This window comes from Kribbella sp. NPDC026611 (genome assembly GCF_040638345.1).
In the GTDB taxonomy this organism is placed as follows: domain Bacteria; phylum Actinomycetota; class Actinomycetes; order Propionibacteriales; family Kribbellaceae; genus Kribbella.
The window spans coordinates 145,829-160,657 of the sequence record NZ_JBEZYC010000001.1 but is presented as its reverse complement, the minus strand read 5'-3'; the positions used below and the strand labels follow the sequence as shown (position 1 = coordinate 160,657).

The 14,829-nt window shown below is 68.3% G+C and carries 11 protein-coding genes; 6 read left to right on the top strand and 5 right to left on the bottom strand.

Annotated elements, in window-relative coordinates; genetic code table 11:
- Window positions 1-4 precede the first annotated feature (4 nt).
- Window positions 5-550, top strand: coding sequence for a TIGR04222 domain-containing membrane protein (locus tag AB0E69_RS00790; RefSeq protein WP_360137363.1), 546 nt, complete (start codon window positions 5-7; stop codon window positions 548-550).
- Here AB0E69_RS00790 and purD read toward each other — a convergent pair whose 3' ends face one another.
- Window positions 551-1,834 carry a phosphoribosylamine--glycine ligase gene (gene purD / locus AB0E69_RS00785; RefSeq protein ID WP_360137360.1) on the bottom strand — a complete coding sequence of 428 codons (1,284 nt, stop codon included), beginning with the start codon at window positions 1,832-1,834 and terminating at the stop codon, window positions 551-553. It abuts the gene before it with no gap.
- Window positions 1,835-1,861: 27 nt separating this feature from the next.
- Complete coding sequence (locus AB0E69_RS00780) at window positions 1,862-2,659, bottom strand: hypothetical protein (RefSeq protein WP_360137357.1); 798 nt, start codon at window positions 2,657-2,659, stop codon at window positions 1,862-1,864.
- Window positions 2,660-2,828: 169 nt separating this feature from the next.
- On the opposite strand from AB0E69_RS00780, the gene AB0E69_RS00775 reads away from it, so the two are divergent.
- The 5 genes from AB0E69_RS00775 to AB0E69_RS00755 all read left to right on the top strand — a co-directional run bounded on the left by AB0E69_RS00775 (window position 2,829) and on the right by AB0E69_RS00755 (window position 7,719).
- A complete protein-coding gene (locus tag AB0E69_RS00775) occupies window positions 2,829-3,692 on the top strand; it encodes an alpha/beta hydrolase (RefSeq protein WP_360137354.1) in 864 nt (287 codons plus the stop codon).
- Window positions 3,693-4,176: 484 nt separating this feature from the next.
- Window positions 4,177-5,025: a GNAT family N-acetyltransferase gene (locus AB0E69_RS00770; RefSeq protein WP_360137351.1), complete on the top strand. Its 849-nt coding sequence runs from the start codon at window positions 4,177-4,179 to the stop codon at window positions 5,023-5,025.
- Between the two features lie 608 nt (window positions 5,026-5,633).
- Window positions 5,634-6,005: an FKBP-type peptidyl-prolyl cis-trans isomerase gene (locus AB0E69_RS00765; protein WP_360137348.1), complete on the top strand. Its 372-nt coding sequence runs from the start codon at window positions 5,634-5,636 to the stop codon at window positions 6,003-6,005.
- Between the two features lie 419 nt (window positions 6,006-6,424).
- A complete protein-coding gene (locus AB0E69_RS00760) occupies window positions 6,425-7,048 on the top strand; it encodes a hypothetical protein (protein ID WP_360137345.1) in 624 nt (207 codons plus the stop codon).
- 329 nt (window positions 7,049-7,377) lie between these two features.
- Window positions 7,378-7,719, top strand: a complete 342-nt coding sequence (locus tag AB0E69_RS00755; RefSeq protein ID WP_360137342.1) for a hypothetical protein — start codon at window positions 7,378-7,380, stop codon at window positions 7,717-7,719.
- A 32-nt stretch (window positions 7,720-7,751) separates the two neighbouring features.
- On the opposite strand, the gene AB0E69_RS00750 is transcribed toward AB0E69_RS00755, so the two are convergent.
- The 3 genes from AB0E69_RS00750 to AB0E69_RS00740 all read right to left on the bottom strand — a co-directional run bounded on the left by AB0E69_RS00750 (window position 7,752) and on the right by AB0E69_RS00740 (window position 14,826).
- Entirely contained in the window at window positions 7,752-12,746 is a 4,995-nt protein-coding gene (locus AB0E69_RS00750) for an AAA domain-containing protein (RefSeq protein ID WP_360137339.1), read from the bottom strand.
- Entirely contained in the window at window positions 12,736-13,881 is a 1,146-nt protein-coding gene (locus tag AB0E69_RS00745; RefSeq protein WP_360137336.1) for a M48 family metalloprotease, read from the bottom strand. Before AB0E69_RS00745 ends, AB0E69_RS00750 begins: the two co-directional genes overlap by 11 nt.
- Window positions 13,882-13,947: 66 nt before the next feature.
- A complete protein-coding gene (locus AB0E69_RS00740) occupies window positions 13,948-14,826 on the bottom strand; it encodes an ABC transporter ATP-binding protein (RefSeq protein ID WP_360137333.1) in 879 nt (292 codons plus the stop codon).
- Window positions 14,827-14,829: the final 3 nt, after the last annotated feature.

The window sequence follows — 14,829 nt, the reverse complement described above, 5'->3', positions numbered from 1 at the left end:
TTCCGTGACCTCATTGGTCGTCACCATGGAGGGCATGGACAAGCTGACGCCGTACGAGACCGCCTGGCTGGTCGGGGGTGCCGACCGGGTCGCGCTGGTTGTTTTCGTGGCCCTGGCTACCGACGGGCGGCTGGAGGTCGCGACAAAGCGGCAGCGGGTGAAGCTGGCGCGCGACGAGGCGGCGTACCCAGTCGAAGCGGCTGCGCTGGCCCTGGTGCCGGAGAGTGGGCTCGCTGTTCCCGAGTTCCTCCGGCAGCTCGCGGCGACTGATGAGGTGGCCGCGTTCGAGGCAGCTCTTCGCTCGAAGGGGCAGTTGCGCATCCTCCGCTGGTTCAGCCCGACCTACCGCGACCTGCTCGAGCACCCAGGCACGGGCCTCCGCCGGGTCGCCGCGCTAGGCGCAGCCGGAGTCGAGGACGCCGAGCTGCGCAAGATCCTCGAGCACCCGCTGCCACAGATGCCGAAGATCGACCCGATGCTGCCGGTCCGCGACAACACCTTCGACGGCTCGATCGGCCCGTCGCAGGGCACGTTCACCGCCGGGCCCTGATCAGCTCGAGACAGCGACCTCGCCGCGCGCGGCCTTGAGCGCGATGTCGGTACGGTGCTGGGAGCCCTTGATCCGGATCTGACCGACGCCGGCGTACGCACGCTGCCGGGCTTCGTCCAGGTCCTTGCCTACAGCGCTGACGGCGAGGACCCGGCCGCCGGCGGTGACGATCTCGTCGCCGTCGAGCGCAGTACCGGCGTGGAAGACCCGGACCGTGTCGCTCTCCGCCTGCTCGAGGCCGCTGATCACGTCACCCTTGCGCGGACTGGCCGGGTACTTCTTCGCGGCCACCACGACCGCGACCGACGCAGCGTCCCGCCAGCACAGCTCGCCGTGGTCGGCCAGCTTGCCGGTCGCGGCGGCGTACAGCAGGCCACCCAGCGGGTTCTTCAGCAGCGGCAGCAGGGCCTGCGTCTCCGGGTCGCCGAAGCGGCAGTTGAACTCGATCACCCGGACACCACGCGAAGTCAGCGCGAGACCGGCGTACAGCAGGCCGCTGAACGGCGTACCGCGGTGGCGCATCTCGTCGACCGTCGGCTGCAGCACCTTCTCGGTGATCTCGGCGACCAGATCATCCGGTGCCCAGGGCAACGGTGTGTAGGCGCCCATGCCGCCGGTGTTGGGGCCTTCGTCGTCGTCGCCGAGCCGCTTGAAGTCCTGCGCCGGCTGCATCGGCAGCACCGTCGTCCCGTCGGTGATCGCGAACAGCGACACCTCGGGCCCGTCCAGGAACTCCTCGACCAGCACCTGCTCGCACCCGGCCGCGTGCGCGAGCGCCGCCTCGCGGTCCGAGGTGACGACGACTCCCTTGCCCGCGGCGAGTCCGTCGTCCTTCACGACGTACGGCGCTCCGAACGCGTCGATCGCCGCCGCTGCCTGCTCGGGCGTCGTGCACACGTAGGCGCGACCGGTCGGCACGCTCGCCGCCGCCATCACATCCTTCGCGAACGCCTTCGAACCCTCGAGCTGAGCGGCTTCACCAGACGGCCCGAACACCGCGATCCCGGCGTCCCGCAACGGATCCGCCAGTCCGGCGACCAACGGCGCTTCGGGGCCGACGACAACCAGGTCGGAGCCGAGCTCCTGCGCCAGGGCGACGACCGCGTCGTGGTCCGAGATGTCCACAGCACGGCAAACGATCGTTTGCTCGTCGTGCGCCGGGCGCAGCGCGGCGATGCCAGGGTTGCCCGGAGCCGCCACCACCTGCTCGACGTCGGGGTCCTGGGCCAGAGCCCAGGCCAGAGCATGCTCGCGGCCACCTGAGCCGATCACCAAGACCTTCACAGGCGCTCAGCCTAGCGTGCCCCGCATTCAGTAGTGCCAGTAGTAGCGGCCGTCGGCGTTCCAGTTGACGGGGACTGTGGTGCGGTTGGTGAACGCAGGGCCCAGTCCCTTGGCGATTTCGAGGGTGCGGGAAAGTTGGAGCGAGTAGGGGTGCTGGTTGTCGTCCCACCACTGCTCGAACTGGGTGATGCAGGTCCGGCCGGAGACGTACTGGTTGGAGCAGGGGTGTGGTGGCAGCCACTTCTGCAGGTGGCGGAAGTGGACGGTGGTCGAGCCGTTGGGTGGCTTGATGGTGCCGGTGGCGTCCAGGCAGTAGCCCGCCGCCGGGATGTTCCACTTCACGTAGTGCTGGCGGCCTCCGCTGGAGGGGATGGTCTGCCGGTTGTTGCAGTTTGCATCGCCCTGGGTTTCGCTGGTGACGCGTTGGATCTGAGTGAGCGGGCGGCCGGCGCCGTTGTTGTAGCCGTCGAGCAGGACCCAGGCGCCGTCGTGGATGAAGTGCTCGGCGGACTTCGGCGGCCAGGTCTTCGGGTCGCCCCAGGAGATGTCGGACTCGGTGGCGTTGAGCGGGGTCCAGGCCCACTGGCCGGCCGCCGTACCGCCGGCGAAGTACTGCCCGGCGGCCTTCTCGAACATCAACGAGTACTGACCGTAGGTCTGCGTCGTCTGGATCGCACCGTCGGCAGCAGCCGGGTCGCTCGGCTGTGCCGCGGCCGAGGCGCTCGGCTGTGCGGCGTCCGCGTCCGCGACGCGCGGCGCGACGAGACCAACGACGCCCACCGCCAGTGCGACCAGGCCGATCACGACACCACGTTTCTTCACCACAGAGAGTGAGGCTAGCCCGGGGAGGGTCCAGCTGTGTGCTTGGGAACGGGCCGGAAAAGTGCTGATCGAGTTCCGGTTCGGTTCCTGGTCCGGGTGCGGCGGGCCGGTCTAGGCTCACGAACACGGACAGCCCAACCGGCGGGGATGGGCCGAAACTGAGGGAGTCTCCATGCCAGAGCCTGTGACCCAGACGCTCGACGTACCGGGCGCGACACTGACCTACGACGTGCGCGGTGACCTCACCAATCGGCCGGTGCTGCTGATGATCGGCTCACCGATGGCAGCGAGCGGATTCCCCACCCTGGCATCGCATTTCGCCGACCGGACCGTGGTGACGTACGACCCGCGCGGGGTCGAACGCAGCGTCCGCCACGGCGAGTTGAGCGAGCTTTCGCCGGAGGACCACGCTGCCGACCTGGCCGCGCTCATCGAGCATCTCGATGCCGGACCGGTGGACATCTTCGCCAGCAGCGGCGGGGCGGTGAACGCGCTTGCCCTCACCGCTCGGCGTCCGGACCTCATCAACACCCTCGTCGCCCACGAGCCACCGCTGGCCGCGATCCTGCCGGACAGCGAGAACGCCTTGGGCGCGGTGGCGGACATGTACGAGACCTACCAGCGCGACGGCATGGGCGCCGGGATGGCGAAGTTCATCGCGCTCGTCGGGTTCGACGGCGAGATCCCCGACGACTACACCCAGCAGCCGGCCCCGGACCCGGCGATGTTCGGCCTACCGACCGAGGACGACGGTTCGCGCAACGACGCCCTGCTCGGGCAGAACCTCCGCGGCTGTACGTCGTACCAGCCCGACTTCGACGCCCTGGCCAAGGCCAAGGACCGCATCATCATCGGCGTCGGCGAAGAGTCCACCAACCAACTAGCCGGCCGCGGCGGCCACGCAACAGCAGCCCGCCTAGGCCTCACCCCAGTAACCTTCCCCAGCGGCCACGGCGGCTTCCTAGGCAACGAATACGGCCAACCCGGCAAACCAGCAGAATTCGCCACCACCCTCCGCGCGGCCCTCACCCACTGACATGCCCCGCCTGGTAACCCCCACCCTCCCCCCAGGCACCCTCAACCACCTCCCCCAACCAGTCCTCCCCCTCCACAAACCCCGACCCAAGGGCTCAGGTTCAGAGCGGTGGCCGGGCTCAGGTCCAGAGCCGAGGCCGGGCTCAGGTCCGGAGCCGAGGCCGGGCTCAGGTTCACAGTCGAGACCAGTTTCAGGTCCGGAGCCAAGGCCGGGCTCAGGTTCACAGTCGAGACCAGTTTCAGGTCCGGAGCCAAGGCCGGGCTCAGGTCCGGAGCCGAGGCCGGGCTCAGGTCCGGAGCCGAGGCCGGGCTCAGGTCCGGAGCCGAGGCCGGGCTCAGGTCCGGAGCCGAGGCCGGGCTCAGGTCCGGAATCGGAGTCGAGGTCGGGCTCAGGTTCGGAGTCGGGCTCAGGTTCGGAGTCGTGGTCGTGGTCGGAGTCGGAGTCGATCGGCAGCTTGCGCCCGTGGCGGCTATCGGATGCGTCGGTGGTGTTGGAAGCGTTCAGCGACCCCGACATCCAGCACTGGCACGTCCGCCGCATCGACACCCTCCGCGAGGCCGAGGACTGGCTCACCCAATGGCCAACCCACTGGGCCACAGAACAAGCAACCAGCTGGGCCATCACCCAATCCCCACCACACCCCCCACCACACCCCCCAACCACCGCCCAACACCCCACCGCCGCAACCATCAGCCACCGCCCAGCCCCAGCAAACGCCCCTAGCACCGCATCCGACCTGACCGCAGGCCAGACCGGCCCGCCCGCCACTGACCTGACCGCGAAGCAGGCTCGTTTGCTCAGAACGGACCTGGCCTCGCTGGGGCGGATCGGCCCGCTCGGCACAGACCCGACCGCGGCCCATGCCGGCCCGCTCGGCACAGACCCGACCGCGGCCCAAGCCGGCCCGCTCGGCACTGACCTGACCGCGGCCCAAGCCGGCCCGCTCGGCACTGACCTGACCGCGAAGCAAGCCCGTTCGCTCGAGACAGACCTGGCCGTGCGGCAGACCGATTCGCTCGGTGCTGATCTGGCTGTGGGACAGATTGGTTTACGGGCGATTGATCTGGCCGACGGCACGGTCAGTCTTTCCTACTGGCTGCTCCCAGCAGCCCGTGGACGAGGGCTAGCCACCTCCGCCGTGGCTGCCTTGGAGACCTGGTGCTTTGCCCTCGGCTTTCAACGGCTGGTCATCCAGCACAGCACCCTCAACCACGCCTCCTGCCGCCTCGCCACGTCCTGCGGCTACCCCCTAGAAGGCACCCTACAAAACGCCTGGCTCCAAACCGACGGCCGCCACAACGTCCACCTCCACGCCAAAACCACCCAGACATAACCCTCACCCTCAGCCCCCTCCAACCAAGACCCTCCAACCGGCTCTGAGACGGGCCTCCTCTCCTGCCGCCGACGGCCGACTTCTTGAGATCCACTCCTCAGGTCGCGCCTCCAACCGCCCCGGAGATGGGCTCCTCCCCGCAACCCTCGGATGGGCTTCCACCCGCGCCGCCACGGCTGCGACTAGCCCATGAAGGCATCCACCAGAACGCCTGGCCCCAAACCGACGGCCGCCACGATCTCCACCTACACGCCAAAACCACCGAGACGTAGCCCTCGACCTCATCCGCGCCGACCACAACCCCTTCCGGGGACTTTCAGGTGGGCGCCTCCGGGCGACTCCGGCTAGCTTCGGCTTGGGGCGGCTCCGGGCAGCTTCGGGTTCGGGCGACTCCGGGCAGCTTCGACTCCCGGCGACTCCGGGCGACTCCGGGCAGCTTCAGCTTCGGCCGACTCCGGGCGACTCCGGCTTCGGGTGGCTTGGGGTGGGGCTTGCTGGTGACCGCCTGGCGGGACGGCCAGGCGTCATCGGCCCGGGGCGGGGTTGTGTTGTGGGGGAAGGGGTGGGCTGTGGGGAGTGGGGTGGGAGGGGTCTGCTTAGCTGTGGGTATGACTGAGAAGCCAGAGATCGACTTTCCGGACGGTCCGCCGCCGGCGGATCTCGAGATCACCGACATCACCGTGGGCGACGGCGACGAGGCCAAGGCCGGGTCGCGGGTGAACGTGCACTACGTGGGCGTGGCGCACTCCACCGGTGAAGAGTTCGACGCGTCGTACAACCGCGGCGCCCCGCTGGCCTTCCAGCTCGGCGTCGGCCAGGTCATCCAGGGCTGGGACACGGGCGTGCAGGGCATGAAGGTCGGCGGCCGCCGCAAGCTCGTCATCCCCCCGCACCTCGGGTACGGCGACCGCGGCGCCGGCGGCGCCATCAAGCCCGGCGAAACCCTGATCTTCGTCGTCGACCTGATCAGCGTCGCCTGACCCTCAACTCCACCCCGCCGGCCACCTGCCACCCGCCCACCCAGCATCACGCAGGCACCAGCCGACACACACCACCGAGAACCCCCGCACTCGTCCCAGACGAACCCGCCGGGGGTTCTCGCACATCCGCACCCCACCCACGGCGGTTCGCCTCCCCCGCCGTGGCGCTCATCTTTCCCCCACAACCTGCCTCGCATGGATGGGGCGGGAACGGGTGTCGGCCGGTCGGCCGGCGTGTCGGCGAGTCCGTGGACCGGCGGGCCGTTCGACCGGTGGGCCGAGGGGCTGGTGTCAAGGGCAGGGCGGTGGGTGGGGTTTGGTGGTTGGACCCTTGGGGTCGGTCACAATGACGGGAACGCCGGGGGCTTCGCGTAGTTGTACTCGTTCGCGGGGGGTGGCGGGGCGGTTTACTGGGAGGTATGGGGACGATGGGTGTGGCCGCGGTGCCGGGTGGGCGGGCTGGGTGGGTGCGGTATGGGGCGGTTGGTGCGAAGGTGGTGCTTTTTGGGTTGTTGCTGTCGGCATTGGTTTGGCCGGATTTGAGTGGGATCAAGGGGAAGGCGTCGACGGCTCGGCTGGTGGTTTATCCGCTGGGTGCGATGGTGTTGCCGCTGTGGTGGTGGGTGTACGGGCATGCGCGGAGCAAGTTGCACAGTCGGTTTCCGTGGCACGCTGATCTGCTGATGACGTTGCCTTGGTTGATCGATCTGATCGGGAACCGGCTCAATCTGTTCGACACGGTCGACTGGTGGGACGACGCGATGCACTTTGTCCTCTGGGGGTTTCTGACCGCCGGGGTCATGCTTGCGTTCGCGCCGCGCAACCTCTCCCGCGGCCTGACCGCCTTCGTGGCACTCGGGTTCGGCGCAACCGCGGCGGTCGTCTGGGAGCTCGGCGAGTACGTCGCCTTCGTCCGTAACTCCCCCGAACTCCAGACCGCGTATACCGACACCCTCGGCGACCTCGCACTCGGCACCCTAGGCGCCCTCCTAGCCGGCCTGATCATCTACCAAACCCGCCCCCGCCAGTCGCCCACCAGCTGACCCAGCGGACAGTTCGCCGACTGGCGGGATTGGCCGCAAAGTTTGCCTTCGACCAACTAGTCCCCAGCTATGACGAGTAGTCCCCAGCTATGAGAGGACGACGAGTGAACTCAAGTACACGACTGCCGATCGGAGGTAGGCCCGGCCTCGCCGGGGCCGTGGGGATCGCGGCGGTCCTGGTATCACTCGCAGGATGTGGCGGTTCTGAGCCAGACAGCGCGCCGCCCAAAACGGTGACAGTCTCAGCACAGCCAACGAGGACGAGCGCGACAACGCCATCAGTAACACCAAAGCCCGCGGTTCAGAACGCTGGACAGGTAGCAAACAAGATGAAGGCCGCCGTCAATGCCAAAGCGGTGAAGGTCTGGACGGCAGAGAACGACCCGAACAAGCTTCTGGGCAGGCCCGGGCAGTACACGAGTTCAGCCACCCTGATTGATAAGAGCCTGCCCTGTCACGACCCAGGTGTTGACTGCGGAGCAACCATCGAAGTGTTCGCAACAGCCGCTGAAACAACAAAGCGGGCTGCCTACATCGCGTCGCTGAGAACCGGGGGCATGTTGGGAACGGAATACCACACCATCGTTGGATCTACCCTCTTGCGGGTAACAGGAGAGCTGACTCCCAAGGTGAATGCCAAGTATGCCGCCGCCTTCAAAGCGTCTACCTGAGACAGCAACGGGTCGGAGATGGGTGGCGTGGGTTAGTTGTCGGTCGGGCGGTGGAGTGCCTCGAGGAGGTGTGCGAGGACCGTTTCCGGGGCGCGGGTCCAGTCGGTGGTGAGGACGTGGTGGACCTGCCAGCCGGTGGTCGTGAGGGCTCTGGGATGAGTGGTGAGGCGTTCCAGGAGGGTGTCGGCGGCCAGTCGGCCCGGGGTGTCGACGAGGACTGCCAGGCGGTGGCCGGTGTCTTCGGGGAGTTTGAGGGCCAGGTCGCACCGGAAGACCGATTCGCCGACGGTGGCGTCGACTTCTACACCGTGGGCTCTCAAAGCCGCGGCCAGTTGTTCGATGACCGGAGTGGTCTGCGCAGACCTGCTGGTCGGCACAGCGAACGGTCTGAGGGCGGACTTGGCGAGCGAGTAGTCGCCGCGGGACGTGGCGGATGCATAGGTGAGGAAACGGCGGAGGGTGTTGGCGCCGTCGTTGTAGGTGTTGGTGATGGCCTCGGGTTCGATGCTGGCGACAACGACCATGTGTTCCCGGGCCCGGCTGAAGATCACGTTCAAGCGTTTCTCGCCGCCTGACGTGTTGATCGGACCGAAGTTCATCAGCATCCGCCCGTCCGGGCCGGCGGCGTAGCAGACGCTCATGAGGACGATGTCGCGCTCGTCGCCCTGCACGTTCTCCAGGTTCTTCACGAACAATCCGGCGTCCTGCTCGCCCCGCGTCCGCACCTGCTCGGCTTCGTACAACGCCGCGAACTCCGCGTCGTCCTCCGCGAGCTCGTCCAGCGCCCGCTCGATCTCGCCCTGCTGCGCCTCGGAGAACGCGACGATCCCCAGGCTCTTCCCGGTCTGCCGCAACAGCAGTTCTCGCACCAGGGCGGCGATCCAGTGCGCCTCGGCCGGATTGGTACGCCGTACGTAGACGCCGTCGACCAGTCGTACCGACGTGATGCTTCCGGCCAGTACGCCGTCGCAGATCTCGTCGACCGGTGAGTCGGAGCGGACCGTCCACGGTGGCGCGGCGTGTGGCGGCATCCGGTCCGGCACCGTCGCCAGCCGCCCTTGATAGAACGCCGCGTTGCTGAACGAGATCAACGCCTCCGACCGACTCCGGTAGTGCCAGGTCAGCATCGTCGACGCGAGCCGCAACGCGCTGATCGACAAGAAGCTGTCCTCGGTCAACGCGATCCCGACCTGCTCGGCGGCAGCCTCGTCCTCGAGAGTCTCGGGCCCGAACTCCGCGTCCTGCCGCACCCGGAAGTACTGCGTCGGCGGCAGCTGCATCTGGTCACCGACCACGATCACCTGCGGCGCCCGATGCAACGCCGGAATCGCTTCCTCCACAGGGATCTGGCTGGCCTCGTCGTACACGACGACATCGAAGGAAGTGGTCAAAGGCAACGTGTCCGACACCGATGACGGACTCATCAGCCACACCGGTCGTAGCACCGACACAACCGCACCAGGAGCACCCGACGCCAGGTCACGGATCGACCGGTACCGCATCACCTTCCCGAACTCGTGCTCCAGCTCCCGGCGCCCGGCCGCGAACGCCTTCTTCCGCTCACGGTCCTCCGCGGACATCCCGGTCACGCTCTGCTCCGAGTGCGCGACCTCGGCGAGGAACCGGCGCCGCACCTGCGCCACTACGACCTCGGCGTTCAGCGACGTCAGGTCGTCGTACACCAGGCTCAGCTCGCCGACGATCGAGTCCACCCGCGCGGACGACAACTGCAGCGGTACGGCGGAACGCGCGCGCTCCCACTCCGCCGCGCACACGGCGTATTCGAGCTGATCAGGCGTCGAGTCCAACCGACGTACTGCGTCCACCACCGAAGCCGGCGCCTTCTCCAGGTCGCGCAACTGCGGGCCGAGCGTGTGTATGGCGGGAGCGGCCGAGGCCAGCCGATCCGCGAGCGCACGTAGTTCGTCGACGGTCAACCCAGCCCAATGCGGAGCGAGCAAGCGGTTCGACAACGCCTCGGCCCGGTCCAGAGCATCGGCCAGACGCGTCAGCTTGGCCGGCGCCTCGTCGTCGCTGAGTACGAACTGCCAGTCCGGTAGGTCCGGATCCTTGCGAAGCTCAGCCAGTCGATCGGCCAGTGAGCGCGGGTCATCGACGCCCCAGTCGTGGCGGGTCTGTTCGGTGTGCTCCGCCACGGCGGCCGAGGCGGACTGGGCGGCGACCAGGTCGGTCAGGATGTCGACCACCGATGGCTGAACCGCGCGAGCCGAGCCGTCGTACTGCGCACGGACCAGATTCTTCACCCGGCGCCAGTCACCGCTGAGAAAGGAAAGCACGCCGCCTTCCTTGCTCTGGGCAATCTTCAGCGCACTTCGGGCGTCGGCCGGGGCCAACGGCTGACGCCACCCGGCCGCTTCCTGCCAGGCAGCTCGCTCCGCGGCGACGAGGCGCTTGCGCTCGGCTCCGGCGGCCGACAGTTCCCGCGCGTCCGCCGACCGGGGCGCGAGAGCCTCGACCCGATCGCGACGAGCCAGCACCTCCACCACGCGCCCCAACCGCGCCAATGCACGGACCTGCGAGACAGAACGATCCGGATCCAGCGCCGACCAGGCGGCATGGAGAGTCCGAGCCTCGGCCGTCGGATCGGCGGTGGTGGTCCAGGCTGCAGGTTTGATGAAGGCAAGCGGACTGCGGGCCAGGGCGCCGCCCGTCGAAGGATCAGCCGCAGCTAGACCAGTAGCGAGGTCATGGACAGCGGTTCGACCGACCCACCAGTCAGCCGCGGTTGGTAGGACCGGCGTAGGTGCAGTCCACGAGTGATTCTGAAGCTCAGCCAGCCGCGTGACCAGCTCGCGGAGCGGCGGCGTGCCCACGGTCAGGTGCTGCTCGAAGGACGCGACGGTAGCCAGCAGGGTGTCGACGCGAGCGACCAACGACTCTCGGCGGGTGGTCAAGGCATCCAGATCATCCGAGGCGTCCAGCCACGACTCATAGGTGTCCCGCAGGCCGTGGACGAAAGCCTTCTTGTCGGACTGTGAGTCGTGAATCAAAGCGCACAACCCGTCAAGCCGACGACTCGCCAGGCGAGCGTGGACCACATCCAGCGCCGCACGCTTCTGGCAGACGAAGAGCACACGCTGACCGCGGGCCACGAAGTCCGCGATCAGGTTCGTGATCGTCTGCGACTTCCCGGTCCCCGGCGGCCCCTGGATGACAAAGCTCTCGCCCCGCCGAGCCCGAGCGATCGCCGAGACCTGCGACCCGTCCGCCGGCACGACCAGATGCCGGTCACCGACAGGAAGCTCCGGCGGTGCGCTCACCAACGGCCGCGGCCGATCCGAGAACAGCTGATCGAATGAGGGACACGATTCCCCGGACGTCAGCAACTCGTCGTAGTCACGCACCAGCCCGAGCGTCCGGTAGTTGAAGTTCGCCAGCGAGACCGCGCACAGGTCCACGTCCCACGAGTACGGACCGCCCTCGGTGTCCAACGAGTAGAGGTCAGTCTCGAGGGCTCCCGGCCGCCGCGGCTCCTCCCCCAACGCGATCCCCAGCGGCAGGCCCTGCTGAGCGATCTGCGTCCGGAAGATCTGCACCCCCAGCGGCTGGTAGTCACTGCGCCGGTACGAGTACGCGTACTGCTTCCCGCCGAACCCGTCCGCGACCACCCCACGCCGACGTCGCTGGTAGGTCCGCAGCCGGACCATCGCCCGCTGCCGCACCAGATCGATCCGCGGCTTCGACCGCAGGTGCAGCTGCAGCCCCGGCTCCGAAGCCTGGAGCTCCTTCAGCAACCGCTCGTGCAAGCCCTGCAACGCACCGGGCTCCGAGAGATCGATCGTCTCCGGCAAGGTGATCCCGTACAGCTGCCGCAGATGGTGCCGCAGCGTCGGATTGATCTCCGCGATCGGATCGGTCACCCGCAACGTGTACGAGTCGCGCACACCGCGCTTCTTCGTCAGCTCCACCTTTGCCAGCACCAGCGGCGACGCCAGCCGGGTATCTCGATCGTTCTTCAGGTCGTGCCACCGTAAGAACGCCGGCACCAGCCGCAGCTGGTCCTGCCCGTAGTCGGCTCGGTCCCGCCGCGCGGTCGAGATCAGCTTGTCCAACGTGTTCGCCGCGTACGGCGCTTCGTCGTACCGAATCCACTTCCCGAGCGGTTGCGCCTTCTGCAGCAGGGCTCCCGCCAGGTCGTCGCGCCACGTGAACAACTGCTCGGAGCGGATCGTCCGCACGTCGAGCATCAGCGGCACCGAGACCTCGGTGAGGTTCAGCGTCTGCCCGGTCGGGCGGAAGTTGATCAACCGGTTCCGCCGGGACAGGTCGAACAACCGGTCCCGGAGCGCGCCGAGCACCGCCGTACGCCGGTCGGCCGCGCCGCGAACGATCGCCGAGACGTCGAAGTCCAGCGGCTGGTCGCGGTAGTTCTCGAGCTGCTCGATCAACGAGTGCAGGTCCTGCGCCCGCCGATGCCGGTCCGGGTCGGCCATCTGAGCGGCGACCGAGACGATCACCGGATGCAGGTCCGGGTCCAATCGATAAAGGTTGCCCCGAGCATCGATGAGCGTGGCGACATCCGCAGTACGGGAGAAGTCGAGCCCGCACCCCAGCGCGAGCAGCAACTGTCCGAGGCTGAAGATGTCCGTGAGCTGGTCGTGGTGCCCGACCACGTGCTCCCAGCTCTGCCACCCCGCGACGTAAACCGGCGCAGTGATCTCAGCCGCCACCGGCGACGGTACGACGATGGTCTCCTGGCCGCCACCTTCGCCGAGGTCCAGCGAAGCCTGCCGGTGTGCGACCACTTCGACCGCCGTCGGCCGCGATCCCTGCCGGGCGTCAACCTCAACCGAAGCGAGCGTCGGCCGCGCGGCGTCCTCCGCCGCGAACCCGAGCCGGTTCTGCTCGTCAACCACGAGCAGGTCCAGCCCGCGCAGCGGCGCCACCAGCCCGCGCTCGTGCACTGCGGCCGTCTCGTGGAACAAGGGCAGGACAGCTGCCAGCAGTGCGTCGTTCCCGAGGCCGCCCTGGGAGACGGCCAGCGCGACGAGATCCTCAGCGCTCATCGGCCCTCCCGACCAGTCGGGCTCGCTCGCGAGGGCTCCACCCGAGCTCGTCGTCCGCCACGTCGACGTACTCGGGCAAGCCGACCCGGCTGGCAAGCGCCAGCGACGCCGCCAGCCCGTCGTCGCCTGTCTCTGGATCAGCCGTCGCCAGGTCGAGCAGCAGGTAGCAGAGGTACCGCTTGGTCGCCGCAGCGATCGGCCGTGGACGCGGCAACGGCGCCCCGTCCACTGGGCGAACCGTCAGCGGCTCGTCGAACCGCACCGCTCCACCGGGCACACCCAGAGGACCAGGCGGGTCAGCAAACCCCGCAGCAGCCGTCGCCACCGCATCAGTCGGTAAGGTCTGCGCAACCAGCGCAGCGAAGTCGCGGCTCACCTCCCGCAGCAACACTGCGTCGAGCACGTCGGGTGAGTCCACGTCGAGTGGACCGGTGACCAAGACCTCGACGTCCTCACCGGCCATCCAGTTCTGCAACGCCCACGCCCGGCCGACCGCCTCCGGGTGCGTCGTCCCGCGGCTGCCCGACCTGAGGTCCAGCGACTCCGCCTGGCGCAGGTACGCCGCGGCGTCGACCGAACTCAGCCCGGTCTCCAGCTTCAGCAACGCGCGGACCGCCGTACTGAGATCACCACAGGCCGTTAACGCACCACGGTCCGCGAAGAGTTCCGTCGCGAGCGACCACCGCCGGTGAGTCTCCAGGTACTGCGAGGGGGTCCGCGCGTCACCCGCCGCCGCATCGAGCAGCCGGTCCACCGCCAGGAACCCGCCGTCCTCGGCCTCCCACAACAGCCGGTGCGCCAACTCGTGCCCGATCACCGCAGCCAGCTCGTCCGCATCGAGCCGATCGAGCAGCGGCCCCTGGAAGACGATGACCGCCTTGCCGGCCTGATGCACGTACCCAGCGTTGGGCTCGCCACCAACCTGGTAGTAGTCGACCTCGCCGGAGACACCGAGAGCCGAGGCCGCCCGCCGACCCGCCTCGTGCACCTCTGGATGCCCCGCCGGCTCCAGCCGGTACGCGTTCTGCAGCGGTACGTCGTCGACCGGTCCGCCCAGCAAGGCCGTCCAGGCACGCTCGTCCACCCGGCGGACGTGCGCCAGGACCGAGCGGTGATAGGCCAGGACGGACAACATGCCGGCCACCATAACCACCCCGACCGACGAAATTCGACGCCGATCGGCCGGCCTGTGGACAAACGGTCAGCGATCGAGCGGCCGGCAGATCCCGTTCGCGGCGGCGGAAGCGGCCAAGGCCGCGACAGCAGGCGAGTCGGTACGCGTCGAGTGGCGCCCGATCGGCACCACCATCGGCGTCCCGGCGACCGGGTCCGGCACGACCTTCACGGCCAGCCCGAACACGTCCTGCACGACCGCCTCGGAGATCACCTCGGACGGGTTGCCCTCAGCAACGATTGCTCCGTCCTTCATCGCGATCAGGTGGTCGCCGAACCGGCAGGCCTGGTTGAGGTCGTGCAGCACCAGCACGATGGTTCGGTCCTCGGACTTGTTCAGATCGACCAGGAGGTCGAGCACCTCGAACTGGTGGGTCAGATCGAGGAAGGTGGTCGGCTCGTCCAGCAGCAGGATGTCCGTCTCCTGCGCCAGCGCCATCGCGATCCACACGCGCTGCCGCTGACCACCGGAGAGCTCGTCGATCGGCCGGTCCGCGATCGACAACACGTCGGTCGACGTCATGGCCTCCGCCACGGCCTCGTCGTCGGCCTTGGACCACTGCCGGATCCACCGGGTCCGTGGGTACCGCCCACGACCCACCAGGTCCGCAACAGTGATCCCCTCCGGCGCTGTAGGCGACTGAGGCAGCAGACCGAGCTTCGTCGCCACCTCACGCGTCGGAATCGACTGGATGCTCTTGCCGTCCAGCAGCACCGACCCACGCGACGGCTTCAGCAACCGGGCCAGGGTCTTGAGCAGCGTCGACTTGCCACACGCGTTCGCACCGACGATCACCGTGATCTTGCCGGTCGGGATGCGCACCGACAGGTCGTGGATGATCTCTCGCTGGTCATACCCGACGGCCAGCCCGGAAGCAGCCAACCTGTGTTCCACAGAGCTCTCCATCTC

What these genes read in the sequence shown, in the direction of transcription:
- AB0E69_RS00765 (WP_360137348.1), top strand. Translation starts at nt 5,634, where the DNA reads ATGACTGAGAAGCCAGAGATCGACTTTCCGGACGGTCCGCCGCCGGCG.
- AB0E69_RS00745 (WP_360137336.1), bottom strand. Translation starts at nt 13,881, where the DNA reads ATGTTGTCCGTCCTGGCCTATCACCGCTCGGTCCTGGCGCACGTCCGC.
- AB0E69_RS00760 (WP_360137345.1), top strand. Translation starts at nt 6,425, where the DNA reads ATGGGGACGATGGGTGTGGCCGCGGTGCCGGGTGGGCGGGCTGGGTGG.
- AB0E69_RS00755 (WP_360137342.1), top strand. Translation starts at nt 7,378, where the DNA reads ATGAAGGCCGCCGTCAATGCCAAAGCGGTGAAGGTCTGGACGGCAGAG.
- AB0E69_RS00740 (WP_360137333.1), bottom strand. Translation starts at nt 14,826, where the DNA reads ATGGAGAGCTCTGTGGAACACAGGTTGGCTGCTTCCGGGCTGGCCGTC.
- AB0E69_RS00775 (WP_360137354.1), top strand. Translation starts at nt 2,829, where the DNA reads ATGCCAGAGCCTGTGACCCAGACGCTCGACGTACCGGGCGCGACACTG.
- AB0E69_RS00750 (WP_360137339.1), bottom strand. Translation starts at nt 12,746, where the DNA reads ATGAGCGCTGAGGATCTCGTCGCGCTGGCCGTCTCCCAGGGCGGCCTC.